Origin of the sequence: Pseudomonas sp. R2-37-08W (assembly GCF_003851705.1) — a bacterium.
GTDB lineage: Bacteria > Pseudomonadota > Gammaproteobacteria > Pseudomonadales > Pseudomonadaceae > Aquipseudomonas.
Window position 1 is genome coordinate 5015780 of the sequence record NZ_CP027728.1, and the last position, 15661, is coordinate 5031440.

Here is a 15661-nt window from a genome sequence, read left to right on the forward strand (position 1 = left end):
AGGAGGTAACTGATCATGCCCTGGAACCAAGAGTCTCCGATGAATCAACGAATCAGACTGGTCGCTGACTGGCTTTCTGGTAACTACACCAAAAGCCAGCTGGCGCGCCGCTTTAACGTAAGTCGGCCTACCGTCGACAAATGGATCGGCCGGCACAATGGCGATTTAAAGTCGTTAGCCGAACTGTCCCGACGCCCTCACAACAGCCCCAATAAAACCGACGATGAAATCCTGGCCCGTGTGGTGGCGATGAAGGAGGCGCACGATAAATGGGGTCCGAAGAAGCTTCTCGAGCTATTGCGACTTGAAGATCCCTCCATCGCCTGGCCTTCCCCAAGTACAGCAGGCCAATGGCTTGATCGACTTGGGCTCGTCCAAAAGCGGCGCTTCAAGCGCAGACACGGTACTTCCCCTGTAGTAATGCGCGAGGCCAACGAACCTAACCAGACGTGGTGCGCCGACTACAAAGGGCAATTCAAAATGCATAACGCGCAGATGTGCTTCCCTTTGACCATCACAGACCACGCGTCCCGGATGATTTTGGCGTGCAGGGCTCATTCAAAGATCAAGACTGAACCTGTTAAACAAGCCTTTGAGAGACTGTTTCAGGAGTACGGCATGCCCGAAGTTATTCGGTCGGACAACGGTGTTCCGTTTGCCTCTCCTGGCCTGGCAAGAATATCCACGCTGGCAGTTTGGTGGATACGTCTGGGCATCTATCCGGAGCGCACCATGCCAGGAAGACCGGCCCAAAATGGTCGCCATGAGCGGATGCACCGTAGCTTGAAACTGGAGCTGCCCTTAGGAGAAAACTTAATCGAGCAGCAGCTTTTGCTGGAGCATTTCAGGCATGAGTTCAATTACGTGCGCCCTCATGAAGCGCTCGGTATGAAACGTCCGGGAGATTTGTATGTGCCGTCTACCCGGCCTTACCCAGGATGCTTGCCCGATGTGGAGTATCCGTCCGAAATGAAGGTTCGAAGCGTCAGGCAGGACGGGTCCATCAAGTGGAACGGCAAGTTGGTATTTATCAGCGAGGCATTGTCTGGGGAACGGATAGGACTCAGAGAAGCTGAAGATGATGTTTGGGATCTGTACCTATGTGATTATCCCTTAGGGAGATTTGGACGCGGTATGACCCGCGTCCAGGCCTCAAATGTGTAAACGATGTCTCCGGTTTCAGTTGTAAACGATGTCTACGGTTCTACACCCCGATAGCGGTGTAACTGTCAGCAATCCTTTAACTGACAGACCGCCATCGGGGGCAAGCCCCCTCCCACATTTGATCTCTATTGGCTGGACTGGATCATCTGGCGCAATACCGCACAATCCTCGGCATGCCAATCCGCCAACTCCGGCCACGGGTTCTGCGGCAAATTAACCAACACCGTCCGCGTCCCGGCCGCCCGGCCGCAATCCAGGTCGAAGCGGTAATCGCCAACCATCACCATCTCGCTCGGTGTGACATCCCAGGCCGCCGCCAGCTTCAACAAGCCGCCCGGATCCGGCTTGGGCGGCGCGTCCTCACGCCCCAGCACGTCCTCAATGGCAAAACAGTCCGCCAGGCCAATCGCTGCCAGGGTGACATGCGCCAGTTCCTGCGCATTACGCGTCAAAATGCCCAGGCGATAACCGCGTCCGGCCAGCTCGCGCACCAGTTCCACCGCGCCCGCAGCGGCGACTGAACCCAGCGCCAGTTCGCGCTCGTGTTCCAGCAACCAGGCATGTTTGGCCGCCGCGATATCCGCCGGCAATGCGGCAAGGTGCGTGAGAATATCGTCTTCGGCGGGAATCTCCAGCGCCACGCGGATGGCCGCAAAATCATGCACGGCCACCGTGAGGGTGCCGTCCATATCAAACACCCAATGCCGAACGTCGGCCAGGCTCATGCCCAGTCCTTGCGATGACGAATCAAGCCTTCCTGGGTCACCGACGCCACCAGTTGCCCGGCGCGGTTGTACACACTGCCCCGGGAAAAACCTCGGGAATTACCGGCCCAGGGGCTGTCCATGGCATACAGCAACCAATCATCGGCGCGCAGGTCGGCGTGGAACCACAGCGCATGATCAAGGCTGGCGACCTGCATGTCTTTGTGCCACACGGTCTTGCCATGGGGCAGCAGCGAGGTGGTCAACAGGCCGAAGTCCGAGGCGTAGGCCAACAGGTATTTATGCAACGCCGGCGCATCGGCTAGGGCGCCATCGGCACGAAACCACACGTACTTGACCGGGTCGGATGGCTGCGGGTTGAACGGGTCTTTTTCGGTAACAGGCCGCACTTCGATGGGCTTGGGGCACAGCAGTTTGTCGCGCATATGCTCGGGGATCAGGTGCGCACGCTGCTGAGTCAGTTCCAGCTCCGACGGCAGGTTCTCCGGGCCGACCACCACGGGCATGGTGGTCTGGTGTTCGAAGCCTGCTTCGTCGTACTGGAACGAGGTGGTGCAGGTGAAAATCGGGTGGCCCTTCTGGATCGCCGTGACGCGGCGCGTGCTGAAACTGCCGCCGTCGCGCACGCGGTCCACCGAATACACCACCGGCAACGCGGCGTCGCCTGGGCGCAGGAAATAACCGTGCAGCGAATGCACGTGGCGCGCTTCTTCTACAGTCTGGCTGGCCGCCGACAGCGATTGGCCAAGCACCTGGCCGCCGAACAGTTGGCGAAAACCCAGGTCCTGGCTGCGGCCGCGAAAGAGGTTTTCCTCGATCGGTTCCAGGGTCAGCAAGTCCACCAGATCTTCCAATACTTGGCTCATAGAGCAACTCCTAAACTCGATAGGGCATTCCGGGCTGCTTATCCGTGCAGCGTGTCCAACCATTGGGCGCGGGTGATGCGGTATAAAACATGCGGACGCAGCGGGTCATCGGCTGCGACTTTGGGGTGTTCGAAATCTGCCTGCGGATCGTAATGCATACCGATGGCCTGCATGACTTTTTGTGATGGCAGATTGGCTTCGGTGGTGAAGGCGACGACCTCATCCAGGCTCAAGCGATCGAAACCACAACGCAATGCGGTCCAGGCCGCCTCGCTGGCGTAACCCAGGCCCCAGTGCTCGCGGGCCAGACGCCAGCCGATTTCCACCGCCGGGGTAAAATTCGCTTCAAAACTGACGTTCTGCAGCCCGGTGAGGCCGATGAATTCACCGGTGTCCTTACGCTGCAAAGCCCAAAAGCCAAAACCATATTCGGCGAAGTGGCCGCGGATCCGGCCAATCAGTGCAGCGCTTTCCAGGTGGCTCAATTTAGCCGGGAAATAACGCATCACCTGCGGGTCGGCGCACATCTGCGCAAAGGCCTGCAGGTCGCTGTCACGCCATTGGCGCATGATCAGGCGTGCGCTTTCCAATTCCAGTATCGGCTCCATGGGTCCCCTCCCTTGCCATGTGCGTGAGTGTACAGCGCTGGTAAGATCCGACGCAGATTCCAGTCAGAAAATCCCATGCCCTTGCCATTGATCTACCACGATGACTACAGCCCCGAGTTCCCGGCGGACCACCGCTTCCCCATGGACAAGTTTCGCCTGTTGCGCGATCACCTGGTGGACAGCGGCCTGACCGAGGACAGCCGTTTGCTGCGCCCGCAGCTGTGCCCGGCAGAGATTCTGGGCCTGGCCCATGAACCTGGGTATATCGAACGCTATATGAGCGGCGAGTTGTCTCGCGAGGACCAACGGCGCCTCGGCCTGCCGTGGAGCGAAGCCCTGGCGCGACGCACCGTGCGTGCGGTGGGTGGCTCGATCCTCGCGGCGGAGCAGGCGCTGGAGCACGGCCTGGCCTGTCACCTCGCCGGGGGCACCCATCACGCCCACTACGATTACCCGGCGGGCTTTTGCATCTTCAATGACCTGGCCGTGATCAGCCATTACCTGCTGGCCAGCGGCCGGGTCAACCGTGTGCTGATCTTCGACTGCGACGTACACCAGGGCGATGGCACCGCGCGCATCCTGCACGACACACCGGACGCCATCACCGTATCGCTGCACTGCGAAAAAAACTTTCCGGCGCGCAAGGCGCAGAGCGACTGGGACATCCCGTTGCCGATGGGCATGGGCGATGCCGACTACCTCAAGGTGGTGGATGACGCGCTCAACTACCTGCTGCCGCTCTACCAGCCGGACCTGGTGCTGTATGACGCGGGCGTCGATGTACACAAGGACGACGCACTCGGTTACCTCAAGCTGACCGATGCCGGTGTCGCCGCTCGCGATGAAAGCGTCATGCGTCACTGCCTGGGCCGCGACATTCCGCTGATGGGCGTGATCGGTGGCGGCTACAGCAAAGACCGCCCTGCCCTGGCCCGCCGCCACGGCATCCTGCACCACAGCGCGCAGCGCGTGTGGGCGTCATCAGGCTGTCATTGAACTGTGGACGTTACCCACAATGCCTGTGGAACCAGCTGTGGATAACTTGAGCGTAACGGTCTGAAAGCGGTTAGCCGTATGGCTTGTAGGAAAGTGTACGTTTTTTGATCAGGCAGCTACGCCTTCGTCGGGTAGAATGCTCGGCCTATTCACCGCACCGTAGCCCTGCCCATGCCTCAGACTTATCCCCACCCTGTCTCCATCATCGGCGGCGGCCCTGCCGGGCTGATGGCCGCCGAAGTCCTGAGCCGGGCGGGCGTGCGCGTGGAACTGTACGACGGCATGCCTTCAGTGGGGCGCAAGTTCCTACTGGCCGGCGTGGGCGGCATGAATATCACCCACTCCGAAGCCTACCCGGCGTTCCTCTCGCGCTATGCCGAACGCGCGCCGCACATGGCGCCGTTGCTGCGCAGCTTCGGTGCCGAAGCATTGTGCGAGTGGATTCACGGCCTGGGCATCGAAACCTTTATCGGCACCTCCGGCCGCGTATTTCCTACGGACATGAAAGCCGCGCCGCTGCTGCGGGCCTGGCTCAAGCGCCTGCGTGAACAAGGTGTGGTTATCCACACCCGGCATCGTTGGCTGGGGTGGAATGCTGCAGGTGATTTACTTATCCACAGCCCGGAGGGCGAGAAAACCGTGCGCAGCGCTGCGGTGCTCCTGGCCTTGGGCGGCGGCAGCTGGTCGCGCCTGGGCTCCGATGGCGCCTGGCTCAATTTATTCGAAGAGCGTGGCGTGCCTTATGTGCGCCTGCAGCCGAGCAACTGCGGTTTCGAGGTGTCGGCGTGGAGCGACTTGATGGTCAGCAAATTCGCCGGGGCGCCGTTGAAAAACGTCGCCATTGGGCTGGGCGACGCTAAACCTCGCCTGGGCGAATGCGTAGTGACCGCCACCGGTATCGAAGGCAGCCTGATCTATGCGCTGTCGGCGCCGATCCGGGAAACGATCAACCGCGACGGCGCCGCCACCGTGCATATCGATCTGCTGCCGAGCAAGCCGTTGCACAAGGTGCAGGCGGCACTGGCCAAGCCGCGCGGGTCGCGGTCGATGAGCAAGCACTTGCACAGTCAATTGGGCCTGGATGGGGTCAAGGCGGCGCTGTTGCGTGAGCTGGCACCTGCTGAGCACTTCAATGACCCGGCGCAGTTGGCGGTGGATATCAAGGCGTTGCCGCTGACACTGGTCAAGACTCGGCCACTGGATGAGGCCATCAGCACGGCCGGCGGTGTGCCGTTCGAAGCGTTGGATGAGCGGCTGATGCTCAAGCAAATGCCGGGCGTGTTTTGTGCCGGGGAGATGCTGGACTGGGAGGCGCCGACCGGAGGGTATTTGCTGACGGGGTGTTTTGCCAGTGGCCGGGCGGCTGGGCTTGGGCTGTTGGAATGGCTTAATAGCTGAGCTGTGTGGTGGAATCAAAGCCGCCATCGGGGCAAGCCCCCTCCCACATTTTGATTTGTGAATACAGTCAAGTGTGGGAGGGGGCTTGCCCCGATGAGGCCATCAGCCACACCGCAAAATCACTTCTTCTTACGCGGCCCGGTGTTGAAAACCGGCACTTTGCGCACCGGCTTGATCGAAGGCTCCGCCGGCGCCACGTCGCCGCTGTCCACCCATTTGCCCAGGTTGCGCTTACCACCGCCACCCGACGTCTTGGGCTTCTTCGGCTTTTTCGGCTTCTTCACCACCTGCCCACTGGCATCGGTATCCGGCACGCGGTGTTCCGGCTCGAAGTCCGGTTCCATCTTGCGGGTCAGGGTCTGGCGGGTCAGCATTTCGATCGCCGAGAGCATGTTCACTTCATCGGCACACACCAGCGAAATCGCCTCGCCGGTGTTGCCCGCGCGACCGGTGCGGCCGATGCGGTGGATGTAGTCTTCCGCGACGATCGGCAGGTCGAAATTGACCACCAGCGGCAAGTCTTCGATGTCCAGGCCTCGGGCCGCCACGTCGGTGGCTACCAGAATCTGCACGTCGCTGGCCTTGAAGCGGTCCAGCGCACGCTGGCGGGTGGCCTGGGGTTTGTCGCCATGGATGCCGTCGGCGTTGATGCCCAGCCCCTGCAACTTATCCACCAGCGCATCCACGCCGTTGCGGGTTTTGGCAAACACCAGCACCTGCTTCCAGCGGCCCTTGCGCATCAGGTGCACGAACAACTCCGCCTTGCGCTTTTTATCTACCGGCACCACCCACTGTTTCACCGTATTGGCGGCAACGTTGCGCGGGCTGACTTCGATGCTCAGCGGGTCATTGAGCATCTGGCTGGCCAGCAGGCGGATGTCGTCGGAGAAAGTGGCGGAGAACAGCAGGGTCTGGCGCTTTTTCGGCAGCATGCGGTAGATGTTCGCAAGCTCTTCGGAGAAGCCCAGGTCGAGCATGCGGTCGGCTTCGTCCAGCACCAGGGTTTGCAGCTGATTGAGTTTCAGCGCGTTCTGGCGGAACAGGTCGATCAGGCGACCGGGCGTGGCAACCAGAATGTCCACACCTTTGCGCAGCTTCATCATCTGCGGGTTGATGCTCACGCCGCCATACACCGCGTAAGTGGTCAATGGCAGATGTTGGGCGTACTCGGCAACGCTGGCGTGAACCTGCTCGGCCAGTTCACGGGTGGGGCACAGGATCAGCGCACGCGCCGAATTGGCGGAGACGTTCGGCCCTTCCATCGTCAGCAGCTGCAGCAGCGGCAAGGCAAAGCCGGCGGTCTTGCCGGTGCCGGTCTGGGCGGCAGCCATCAGGTCACGACCGGCCAGCACCGCCGGAATGGCTTGCGCCTGCACCGGCGTCGGGGTCTGGTAGCCAAGCGTCTCAAGGGCGCGCAGCAAGGGTTCGATCAGGCCAAGGGAGGCGAAAGTCATGTGTTTACCGTAGGAAAAATTCAGCGCAAGGGCGTAATGCGCGGCAGTTTACCTTATTTCCGCCTTCGGCTTGCGCCACTGCGGCAGGCTGATCAGCAATACGGCACTGATGATCACCAGCATCGCCAGGGCTTCTTCCAGGCCGATGGACTCGCCCACGAACACAATCCCCAGCAACACCGCCACGGCGGGGTTCACATACGCATAGCTGGTGGCCGCCGCCGGGCGCACATGCTTGAGCAGGTACATGTAGGCGTTGAAGGCAATGATCGAGCCGAACACCGTCAAATAGGCCAGGGCCAGCCAGCCTTCCAATGGCGGCATCGCCTGCAAGTGCTCACCCGACACGCCGCTGACGATCAACAATGCCACGCCAGCCACCAGCATTTCAGCGGCACTCGCCATCGCACCCCGGGGCAGTGGCAAGTGACGGCTCCACACCGAACCGAACGCCCAGGAAGCCGCCGCCATCAACAGCAACACCGCGCCCATCGGGCTTGATTGCAGGGTGCTGCCCATATTGAGCATGGCGATGCCGATAATCCCCAGAATCACCCCGGCCCATTCCAGCCGCGTATTACGCGCGCCCCAGAAAAAACCGAACAACAGGGTAAACAACGGCACCGTCGCCACCGCCAACGCGGCCACGCCGGACGACACGCCCATATGTTCCGCTACGCTGACGCCGCCATTGCCCACGGTGAGCAGCAGAATGCCGATCATCCCGGCAGCCTTCCACTGCGCCCACGTCGGCGCGGGCGCGCCACGCCACCTGAGGTAGCCATACATCAACGCGCCCGCCGTGCAAAACCGAATCCCCGCCAGCAACAACGGCGGCCAGTACTCAACGCCGATGCGAATCACCAGGTAAGTGGAACCCCAGATCACATACAACGCAAAAAAGGCGGCGATCAACGGTAAGGGAAAGCGACGTGGGCCAGGCATTGGGCGGCTCTATGGCAGGAGATGGGAGGCTTATTCTAGAAAGGCAGAGGGATAAACATAAGTTACAAAACCCGTTTAAACCGCCCGTACACTTGGTCGTTGAGCTGATCGCAACGCGGAGCGTCGCAAGATGCATTCCCACGCAGAGCGTGGGAACGAGCTGAAAACACCGGTATTTCAGTGGCCAGCAAGACCCATCCCTTTCATTTGCGGGACGTTTCCGAGAGAATCCCACGGCCTTGTTTCCGTCGGATTCGGTAGCTAGTCTCGCCCTGTCATCGAATGTTCGGTGACCGGACGTGCAAGTCCGACGACGGTAATACGCATAGCCTTTACTCTCTACGCCTGGGTTTATCTCAGGCGCTAAGTGTCATGGCAGCTGTACGCGGGAGATCTTCGGATCTACCGGACTCCGTCTCGGTCTTGCACACCTGCGTACTGCTGCCACCCTAATTCGTGTGCAAGCGAACGGGTGCAGCTTCTTACCTGACGGAGAAGTTTCACCATGATCAAAGTCACCCCCGATCCACCCAGGTCCAAAGCCGACTTCCTCAGCGAAGACGCCCTGCTCCACCGTCGCGCCATCGACTACTACCTCAAAGCGTCCGCCCCGGATGCGCCCACTTTTATCCTGAATGACAACCTGAGCTTCGAAGATGCCCTGGCCCATGCGGCGGATCTGTTGCATTGCGCGGTGGAGACGGCACATGCCTCGGGAGAGGTGATGAAGGCGCCGCAGCGGGCGGTGATGCATTTGGTGGAGATGGCGAAGGGGGTGGTGGACCAGGCGTTAGCGTGCACACAGCCTCGATGAACAACACATAACTAATGTGGGAGGGGGCTTGCTCCCGATGGCAGTGGGTCAGCCAGTACATCTGGCGACTGACACTCAGCTATCGGGAGCAAGCCCCCTCCCACATTGGGAACTGCAGTGTTTTTAGAACCCGCGATGTTTCTTCAGGTGCTCATTGATCTTCACCGCCGGGACTTTCTGCAAGGTGCACAGCAAATCGTGTGACAGCTCACGCAGGCCATGGGTCTGGCGCAGTTCTTGGGCCAGGTGCGCGGTGAGGTTGGCGGCCATTTCTGCATCCGCCAGCGCCCGGTGAGCCTTGCCGGTGTGGGGCAGTTGGGCGTAGGTGTTGAGGGTGCCGAGCTTGTGATTCGGCGCCGAAGGCATCAACCGACGAGCCAGCAATAAAGAACAGGCGAATTTCTGCAGGCGGGTGCGGCGGATCAGGCTCAGCTCAAAGTCCCAGAACTTCTGGTCGAACGCGGCGTTGTGCGCCATCAATGGCGTGGTGCCGACGAACTCGTTGACCTCGTTCATCACCCGCTCGGCCGGCGGTGCGCTGCGCAGCATGGCGTTGCTGATGCCGGTGAGTTGTTCAATAAAGCCCGGCACGCGTACGCCGGCATTCATCAGGCTCTGGTAGCGGTCGACGATTTGCCCGCGCTCAAGGATGACCACGCCAATTTCCGTGGCCCGGCAGTGGCTGCTCGGGGTGATGCCGGTGGTTTCAAAGTCGATGACCGCTATACGTTCCAAACCTGTTCCAACTCCGTCTGACAATTGAGTGAGCCACAGCGCTTATTTAAGCAGCAACGCACCTTCGATCGGCACGTAGCGGCTGGCGGCGCGTATCAGTGAGTTGGCCGTCAGCCCCGGCACGCCGTAGGCCACGGCCTGCACGCCATGCTTGTGGATGATGCGGTCGAGCAGCATGTCGAAATCGCCATCGCCGGAGGCCAGCACCACTTCGTCGACGTTCGCGGCGGCGTCCATGATGTCGATGGTGATGCCCACGTCCCAGTCGCCCTTGGCCGAGCCGTCACTGCGCTGGATGTAAGGCTTGAGCTTCACGGTAAAGCCGAGGTTGCGCAGGATCTGCTGGAACTGCTGCTGTTTGCTGTCGCCACGGTCGATGGCGTAGGCGTACGCCTCCACGATCTGCCCATGGGCACTGATATCCGCCCACAGCGCCGCGTAGTTGAAGTGGCAGCCATAGGCCTGGCGAACGGTGTAATAGAGGTTTTGCACATCGGCGAACACTGCAATTTTCTTCACCGCACTTCCTCAATGACAGCCAGGCGCCAGCGCCCGGAAAGGGTGCCAGTATGCCAGCCAAGGGAAGGTTTCCGGGAAAAAATCAGACCGGAGCGCCGTAGCGCCCCGGCCGGGCGTGTCAGACGAAGGAATCGTCATCGCCAAAGGAGGAGGAATCGTCGGAATAATCGCTGTCGGCGAAGCTGTCCGCGTTGTTGCTGCCCCAGCTGTCATTGCCTGCGAATTTCTGATCATCGTTGCCCCAACCACCTTGATCACTGGCGGGCGCCGGTTGTTCGATGATCTCTTCCACCACCTGCGGCTGCTGGTTGTGGTGGAACAGGCTGCTGATGCCTTCGGCGAGCAACACACCACCGGCCACGCCGGCGGCGGTTTTCATCGCGCCACCCAGGAACCCGCTACCCGCTGGCGCGGCGGCGGCCGCTGGTTGCGGCTGTTGATAATTCTGTTGCGGTGCCGGCTGGTTGAAGGCTGGCCGCGCCGGTTCACGCCAGCCGCCGCCCGCGTTGCTCGGCGCAGGCTGTGCATCCCGCGAACCGCCGCCGCCAAAGATGCTCGAGAGAAACCCGCCGCTGCTCGCCGGGGCCGCTGGCGCGGACTTGGCGCGCTGCAGCTCCTCCTGCAATTGCTGGATCTGCTGGGCCTGCTGCTTGTTTTGCGCATCGAGGCTCTGCAGCGCGTGTTCCTGCACCAGCAGCGACTGGGTCATGTAGTAGCCGGCGGCCGGTTGGCGAGTCATGTGTTCCTTGATCCGCGCTTCGGCCTGGGCGTCGCGGGGGGCTGAGTCCGTTTCGGCTTGCTGCAACCGTGAAAACAGTCCGTCGATCAGGGTTTGTTCTTCGCTGTTCATGGCGACCTCGTTAGATTGCCGGTAAAAATCAGGGTCCCGCCTGGCGTCAGGCAAGGTACGCCCTAGTTATGGGGCTGTTACCAATTGTTTCAATGGTCTTTACGCAAGGTTTACGTTTGCTTGCCCACGCCCGCTATCGGTTAAAGTGTGCCTCTGCTTTTTCGGCCTGTGATGACTCTGATGAATCCGCTAGACGTGCTGCGCGACTCCTTCCGCTTCACCCAACGCAACCTGGGCGCCATCGTCCAGCTGTGCCTGCCGCTGGTAATCCTCGAAGCCCTGCTGCAACAAGTGCTCGACCACACGCTGGGCCCGGATGCCTTCAGCGGTTACAGCGTGGTAGTGGGACTGCTGGTGTACCCGTTGTACACCGGCGCGCTGATCCTGTTTCTCGACGCGCGCACCCGTGGCGAGTCGCCACGCACCAAGGACGTGTGGGCCATGGCGCTGGCGATGTGGCCGCGCTTCGCCCTGCTGACCGCCATGAGCACGCTGCTGATTCTGCTCGGGCTGTCGCTGTATTTCCTGCCGGGCCTGTGGCTGATGGTGGTGCTGGCGTTCGCCGAGTACCTTTTGGTATTGCGCGGCATGTCGGCGCTTGAAGCGATGAAGGAAAGCCTGCGCCTGACGCGTGGGCACTTCTGGCGAATCCTGGTGTGCCTGTTGTGCGTGATGACCCCGCTGTGGCTGCTCAAGGGCGCGAGCGTGGCGGCCTATCCCGAACCCGCGCCATTGCTGGGGCTGTTGATGGACAGCGCCCACAGTTTCCTGCAGCTGTTCACCAGTGTGGTGCTGTTCCGTTTATTCATGTTGATCGGTGGCGACGCCGACGTGCGGTGATATGCTCCGTGCCCATCCTGAAACGCACATAAGCCGAGCCGATGACCCGTTTATTGCGCATCACCCTGTTGAGCCTGCTGCTGATTGCGGGCCTGCTGACGGCCCTGGTCTACAGCCTGACCTGGCGCCCCGCTGCCAAGGAAACCCTGCCCGTCAGCTGCGTCGCGCCGCGTGCGCCGACCCTGCTGCCGGGGCAGGCACTCAAGGTGATGACCTGGAACGTGCAATACCTGGCCGGCAAGAACTACGTGTTCTGGTACGACACCGCCGACGGCAGCGGCCCGGACGAGCGCCCCACGGTTGAAGATATGGCCTTCAGCCTTGACGAAGTGGCGCGGGTGATCCGCGACGAACAGCCCGACATCCTGCTGTTGCAGGAAATCGACGAAAGCGCCAAGCCGTCCCATTATCAGGACCAGCTGGCCCTGTTACAGGAGCGCCTGGTGGACCTCTACCCCTGCAGCGCCCAGGCCTTCGACTGGAAAGCTGACTTTATGCCCAACCTGCATATCTTCGGCAGCGTCGGCCGCAAATTGGCGACCCTGAGCCGCTACCAGATCGAACACGCCGAGCGCCTGCAATTGCCAACCCCGCAGGCCAACTTCATCAGCCGCCAGTTCCAGCCCAAGCCTGCCCTGCTGCTGACTTACCTGCCGCTGAGCGACGGTGGCCAACTGGCGGTGCTCAACACGCGGCTGGACGGCGGCATGCCTGGACGCAGTGCCGTGCAGGAGCAAGTACAGGCGACCGTAAAGCTGCTGGACAAACTGGAAGGCCGTGGCACGCCCTGGGTGATTGGCGGGGATTTCAATGCGCTGCCGCTGGGCCAATTCCTGCGCCTGGATGCGCAAAAACGCGGCCAGTATTCGCCGGACAGTGAGCTGCACCTGCTGTGGGACAAATACCCGATGATCCCGAGCAACAGTGAATCCAGCGGGATCGACCGAGAGAAATGGCTGACGCACTTCCCCAATGACCCAAGCCTCGACGGGCCTGATCGTACGCTGGATTACCTGTTTTACAGCGCGCGGATCAAGCGGGTGGCGGCCAAGGTAAGGCAGGAAGACACGTTGCGTATTTCCAACCATTTGCCGGTGATCGGCCGGTTCCTGCTGCCTGCCGCGCAATGACCCCTAGCCTTTCAACACTTAGGCACGCAGCGGCTTAAGCCACTCAAGGCTGGTAACCGTGGTGCCGGATGGACGGTATTCACAGCCAATCCACCCTGGGTAGCCACGCTGCTCCAGCGCCGCGAACAAGGCGGCAAAGTCCATGGTCCCGGTGCCCGGCTCATGACGCCCCGGGTTGTCGGCGATTTGTACATGGACGGTCCTGTCGTAAAACTGCGCCAGCACCCCGGCTGCGTCGCCGGTCAACAGCTGAGCATGGTAAAGATCCAGAATCAGTCCGACACTCGTAAAGGTTTCCAGCACCTGTTGGGCCTTGCTGAAGTCGGACATGTAATAGCCTGGCATCGCCTGCGGGCTGATCACTTCAATCAGCGTTCGCAAACCCTGATCTTCGAGGTACTTGACCGCGTACTCCAAGTTACTTGCATAGGCAGGCGCGCTCTCATCCTGGGGCGTGGTCACGCCAGACATGATGTGCACATCCGGGCAGTTCAGCGCCTTCGCATAGCGGGCCGCCTCGCGCAGCCCATCGCGAAATTCCTGCTCCTTGCCCTGCAAGGCTGCGATGCCCTTGGTAACACCAGCCGGTGCCGCGAACTGAATCAACGGCAGGTTGTATTGGGCCAGGTGGTCGGCGAGCAGGCTTGCGTCGAATTCATAGGGTGACGGGAACTCCACCGCACTGAAACCGGCAGCGGCAGCGGCTTCGATGCGTTGCAGAAAAGGCAATTCGTTAAATTGAAAACCGAGGTGAGCATTGAATTTGAGCATGGGTAAATATCCATCCTGGGAATAAACAAATCATCAGCCTGGAGCCTCCTTCGCGGCTCCAGCGCCACGCTATCGAAAGTGGTCAGTGCAAATACTCATGCTCTTCGTATGGTATTTTCCCACTCCAGTGCGGTGGGGGCATCTGCCCCGACGGGAACGGACTGAAGCTAACCATTCGGAATAAAACCTGTGATCAAGAAAGACCTCGCCCTGCAGTTGGCCCCACGCGTCATCGACATGGTTCGCGCCCGTTCGATGAAAGCCGGTGAGCCCTTGCGCGAGCAGACATTTGCGCAAGCGCTCGGGGTATCGCGCTCGCCTATCCGGCGGGTGTTTGCCTTGCTCGCCGAATGGGACCTTGCCATTCAGGAGCCCAATCGTGGCTACTTCCTCAAACAAGGTGCCGGGCAGATTCTGGAAGCCGCAGTCCCTTGCACCAGCGATCCTTTCGAGGACTTTTACCTGCGTGTGGTCGACGACATCCTGAGCGGGGAAATACCTGCGCACTTTTTCGAAGCGCAGTTGTTGCGGCGTTACGAGGTGCCCCGGGGGCAGTTGCTCAAGGTGCTGAACAGACTGGCCAGCGAAGCCATGGTGGAGCGTAAGCCGGGCCAAGGGTGGGGCCTCAAGGACTTCGTGCATAACACGCAGGCGCACATTCAAAGCTACCGTTTCCGAATGGCCATCGAACCGGCGGCGCTGCTTGAGCCCGGTTATCAGATCAATCACGCCGCGTTTGCCCAGGCCAGGCAACAGCAACAAGCCCTGATCGACGGCGAGATCCAGACTTTGTCCCGCGCGCAACTGTTCCAGGTGGGCGCCCAGTTTCACGAAATAATCGTGCAGTGTTCCGGCAATGTGTTTTTCATCGACGCCATACGCCACCAGAATCAGCTCAGACGCTTTATGGGCTACAAGGCCAACATCGATCGCACGCGTCTGAAGGCGCAATGCCAGGAACACATCCATTTGCTCGACCTCATCGAGTCTGACCGGCGTGAAGAAGCCGCACAGTTTCTCTGGCGCCACCTGGATCAAGTCGGCCGACTCAAGACTGATCAGCGCGTCATGCCAGAAGATAGCCAAATCTAGAGCATCATTGACTGCCCATCAGTGCCGTAGCTTCGCCATTACCTCGTCCAATAACGGGCCAAGCAGCCTAACACAATTGTTTCCTCTCAAAACAGAATACAAAAAATCACCAAACAGTTAATTTTTTCACCGCATATTGTATTTCATTACAACAATAGGCAATCATGCGCGCCGCTCGGACACGGATCCGTATCGAATCGCACAGGGATGGTACGTTTCTGAAAGAGCATGGATATTGCGTCATCAAGCCTCAAGACCACTCTCTGGAAGCCTTTAGGGAGACCGCCGGCAAGTTCGGGCTGATTCAGTTTCATACCAAGTCCGATAAACATGGTGTGGTGGGCGGTGGAGAGCCAATCAACAAGGACTGGCAACGTTTCAAGGATGATTATCACGGCGAACTGTCGAGCGATTTTTTCCCGCATACCGATGGGACATTCTGGTAATGGATAACCTGCGGGTCCTGCATGCCCGGCATAAATTCATCGATGGCAACCAGCAGAGAAAAACAAGAAGGCTGTGGATCGCTGATGACGCAAGCACCACATTCAAAAATATCCTGGATCAGTCCCCAGTGCGCAGGGCCATGCAGCCCTTTGAGAACTACAATATTGCTCAGTCTGAAACCGCCGAGCATTCTTTTATCGAGTACACCTGCGGCATCCACGCCCTATCGAGCAAGTCGTTGCTAAACGCGCATAAGGAATTTGATAGCACGCCTGAAGAGCTTTAAGTCCTTCAAGCCCCCCTGCTG

General features: G+C 60.2%; 18 protein-coding genes. 9 read left to right on the plus strand and 9 right to left on the minus strand.

Annotation, left to right across the window (positions count from 1 at the left end; all coding sequences use genetic code 11):
- Positions 1-15 precede the first annotated feature (15 nt).
- Positions 16-1164, plus strand: coding sequence for a DDE-type integrase/transposase/recombinase (locus C4J93_RS23120; protein WP_124430565.1), 1149 nt, complete (start codon positions 16-18; stop codon positions 1162-1164).
- A 125-nt stretch (positions 1165-1289) separates the two neighbouring features.
- Here the strand turns inward: C4J93_RS23120 and C4J93_RS23125 are convergent, their stop codons facing one another.
- From C4J93_RS23125 to C4J93_RS23135, 3 genes are read right to left on the minus strand one after another with little or no spacing between them, the layout of a single operon-like run.
- A complete protein-coding gene (locus C4J93_RS23125) occupies positions 1290-1889 on the minus strand; it encodes an HAD family hydrolase (protein WP_124430566.1) in 600 nt (199 codons plus the stop codon).
- Positions 1886-2755 carry an acyl-CoA thioesterase II gene (tesB, locus tag C4J93_RS23130; RefSeq protein ID WP_124364513.1) on the minus strand — a complete coding sequence of 290 codons (870 nt, stop codon included), beginning with the start codon at positions 2753-2755 and terminating at the stop codon, positions 1886-1888. The genes C4J93_RS23125 and tesB overlap by 4 nt, the downstream gene beginning before the upstream one ends.
- Before the next feature lie 38 nt (positions 2756-2793).
- Entirely contained in the window at positions 2794-3363 is a 570-nt protein-coding gene (locus tag C4J93_RS23135; RefSeq protein ID WP_124371944.1) for a GNAT family N-acetyltransferase, read from the minus strand.
- 75 nt (positions 3364-3438) lie between these two features.
- On the opposite strand from C4J93_RS23135, the gene C4J93_RS23140 reads away from it, so the two are divergent.
- Both C4J93_RS23140 and C4J93_RS23145 read left to right on the plus strand, forming a co-directional pair.
- A complete protein-coding gene (locus C4J93_RS23140; RefSeq protein WP_124430567.1) occupies positions 3439-4359 on the plus strand; it encodes a histone deacetylase in 921 nt (306 codons plus the stop codon).
- Between the two features lie 171 nt (positions 4360-4530).
- Complete coding sequence (locus tag C4J93_RS23145; RefSeq protein WP_124430568.1) at positions 4531-5757, plus strand: TIGR03862 family flavoprotein; 1227 nt, start codon at positions 4531-4533, stop codon at positions 5755-5757.
- Positions 5758-5876: 119 nt separating this feature from the next.
- Here the strand turns inward: C4J93_RS23145 and C4J93_RS23150 are convergent, their stop codons facing one another.
- Together C4J93_RS23150 and yedA are read right to left on the minus strand one after the other, a co-directional pair.
- Complete coding sequence (locus C4J93_RS23150; RefSeq protein WP_124430569.1) at positions 5877-7211, minus strand: DEAD/DEAH box helicase; 1335 nt, start codon at positions 7209-7211, stop codon at positions 5877-5879.
- A gap of 48 nt (positions 7212-7259) precedes the next feature.
- Positions 7260-8156: a drug/metabolite exporter YedA gene (gene yedA / locus C4J93_RS23155; protein WP_124430570.1), complete on the minus strand. Its 897-nt coding sequence runs from the start codon at positions 8154-8156 to the stop codon at positions 7260-7262.
- 505 nt (positions 8157-8661) lie between these two features.
- Between yedA and C4J93_RS23160 the strand changes: the two genes are divergently transcribed.
- Positions 8662-8970: a DUF3077 domain-containing protein gene (locus C4J93_RS23160; RefSeq protein ID WP_124371949.1), complete on the plus strand. Its 309-nt coding sequence runs from the start codon at positions 8662-8664 to the stop codon at positions 8968-8970.
- A gap of 123 nt (positions 8971-9093) precedes the next feature.
- Here C4J93_RS23160 and C4J93_RS23165 read toward each other — a convergent pair whose 3' ends face one another.
- From C4J93_RS23165 to C4J93_RS23175, 3 genes are all read right to left on the minus strand, one after another.
- Positions 9094-9705 carry a PolC-type DNA polymerase III gene (locus C4J93_RS23165; RefSeq protein WP_124430571.1) on the minus strand — a complete coding sequence of 204 codons (612 nt, stop codon included), beginning with the start codon at positions 9703-9705 and terminating at the stop codon, positions 9094-9096.
- Between the two features lie 42 nt (positions 9706-9747).
- A complete protein-coding gene (locus C4J93_RS23170; RefSeq protein WP_124364522.1) occupies positions 9748-10224 on the minus strand; it encodes an NYN domain-containing protein in 477 nt (158 codons plus the stop codon).
- Positions 10225-10342: 118 nt separating this feature from the next.
- Positions 10343-11074 (minus strand): DUF2076 domain-containing protein, encoded by a 732-nt coding sequence (locus C4J93_RS23175; protein ID WP_124408249.1) that lies wholly within the window; start codon positions 11072-11074, stop codon positions 10343-10345.
- 180 nt (positions 11075-11254) lie between these two features.
- Between C4J93_RS23175 and C4J93_RS23180 the strand changes: the two genes are divergently transcribed.
- Both C4J93_RS23180 and C4J93_RS23185 read left to right on the plus strand, forming a co-directional pair.
- Complete coding sequence (locus C4J93_RS23180) at positions 11255-11914, plus strand: YciC family protein (RefSeq protein ID WP_124364524.1); 660 nt, start codon at positions 11255-11257, stop codon at positions 11912-11914.
- A 41-nt stretch (positions 11915-11955) separates the two neighbouring features.
- Complete coding sequence (locus C4J93_RS23185) at positions 11956-13044, plus strand: endonuclease/exonuclease/phosphatase family protein (protein WP_124430572.1); 1089 nt, start codon at positions 11956-11958, stop codon at positions 13042-13044.
- 18 nt (positions 13045-13062) lie between these two features.
- Here C4J93_RS23185 and C4J93_RS23190 read toward each other — a convergent pair whose 3' ends face one another.
- Positions 13063-13815, minus strand: a complete 753-nt coding sequence (locus C4J93_RS23190; protein ID WP_124371953.1) for a hydroxypyruvate isomerase family protein — start codon at positions 13813-13815, stop codon at positions 13063-13065.
- Between the two features lie 189 nt (positions 13816-14004).
- On the opposite strand from C4J93_RS23190, the gene C4J93_RS23195 reads away from it, so the two are divergent.
- From C4J93_RS23195 to C4J93_RS27520, 3 genes are all read left to right on the plus strand, one after another.
- Complete coding sequence (locus C4J93_RS23195) at positions 14005-14907, plus strand: GntR family transcriptional regulator (protein ID WP_124430573.1); 903 nt, start codon at positions 14005-14007, stop codon at positions 14905-14907.
- A 164-nt stretch (positions 14908-15071) separates the two neighbouring features.
- The gene (locus C4J93_RS27515) at positions 15072-15353 is read left to right on the plus strand and encodes a hypothetical protein (RefSeq protein WP_256660107.1); all 282 of its coding nucleotides are present in this window, start codon (positions 15072-15074) and stop codon (positions 15351-15353) included.
- On the plus strand, positions 15353-15640 hold the full coding sequence (locus tag C4J93_RS27520; RefSeq protein ID WP_256660108.1) for a hypothetical protein: 288 nt from the start codon (positions 15353-15355) through the stop codon (positions 15638-15640). The genes C4J93_RS27515 and C4J93_RS27520 overlap by 1 nt, the downstream gene beginning before the upstream one ends.
- The last annotated feature ends 21 nt before the right edge of the window (positions 15641-15661 follow it).

What these genes read in the sequence shown, in the direction of transcription:
- C4J93_RS23190 (WP_124371953.1), bottom strand. Translation starts at nt 13,815, where the DNA reads ATGCTCAAATTCAATGCTCACCTCGGTTTTCAATTTAACGAATTGCCT.
- C4J93_RS23180 (WP_124364524.1), top strand. Translation starts at nt 11,255, where the DNA reads ATGAATCCGCTAGACGTGCTGCGCGACTCCTTCCGCTTCACCCAACGC.
- C4J93_RS23150 (WP_124430569.1), bottom strand. Translation starts at nt 7,211, where the DNA reads ATGACTTTCGCCTCCCTTGGCCTGATCGAACCCTTGCTGCGCGCCCTT.
- C4J93_RS23145 (WP_124430568.1), top strand. Translation starts at nt 4,531, where the DNA reads ATGCCTCAGACTTATCCCCACCCTGTCTCCATCATCGGCGGCGGCCCT.
- C4J93_RS27520 (WP_256660108.1), top strand. Translation starts at nt 15,353, where the DNA reads ATGGATAACCTGCGGGTCCTGCATGCCCGGCATAAATTCATCGATGGC.
- C4J93_RS23160 (WP_124371949.1), top strand. Translation starts at nt 8,662, where the DNA reads ATGATCAAAGTCACCCCCGATCCACCCAGGTCCAAAGCCGACTTCCTC.
- C4J93_RS27515 (WP_256660107.1), top strand. Translation starts at nt 15,072, where the DNA reads ATGCGCGCCGCTCGGACACGGATCCGTATCGAATCGCACAGGGATGGT.
- C4J93_RS23135 (WP_124371944.1), bottom strand. Translation starts at nt 3,363, where the DNA reads ATGGAGCCGATACTGGAATTGGAAAGCGCACGCCTGATCATGCGCCAA.
- C4J93_RS23140 (WP_124430567.1), top strand. Translation starts at nt 3,439, where the DNA reads ATGCCCTTGCCATTGATCTACCACGATGACTACAGCCCCGAGTTCCCG.
- tesB (WP_124364513.1), bottom strand. Translation starts at nt 2,755, where the DNA reads ATGAGCCAAGTATTGGAAGATCTGGTGGACTTGCTGACCCTGGAACCG.
- C4J93_RS23120 (WP_124430565.1), top strand. Translation starts at nt 16, where the DNA reads ATGCCCTGGAACCAAGAGTCTCCGATGAATCAACGAATCAGACTGGTC.
- C4J93_RS23175 (WP_124408249.1), bottom strand. Translation starts at nt 11,074, where the DNA reads ATGAACAGCGAAGAACAAACCCTGATCGACGGACTGTTTTCACGGTTG.
- yedA (WP_124430570.1), bottom strand. Translation starts at nt 8,156, where the DNA reads ATGCCTGGCCCACGTCGCTTTCCCTTACCGTTGATCGCCGCCTTTTTT.
- C4J93_RS23185 (WP_124430572.1), top strand. Translation starts at nt 11,956, where the DNA reads ATGACCCGTTTATTGCGCATCACCCTGTTGAGCCTGCTGCTGATTGCG.
- C4J93_RS23125 (WP_124430566.1), bottom strand. Translation starts at nt 1,889, where the DNA reads ATGAGCCTGGCCGACGTTCGGCATTGGGTGTTTGATATGGACGGCACC.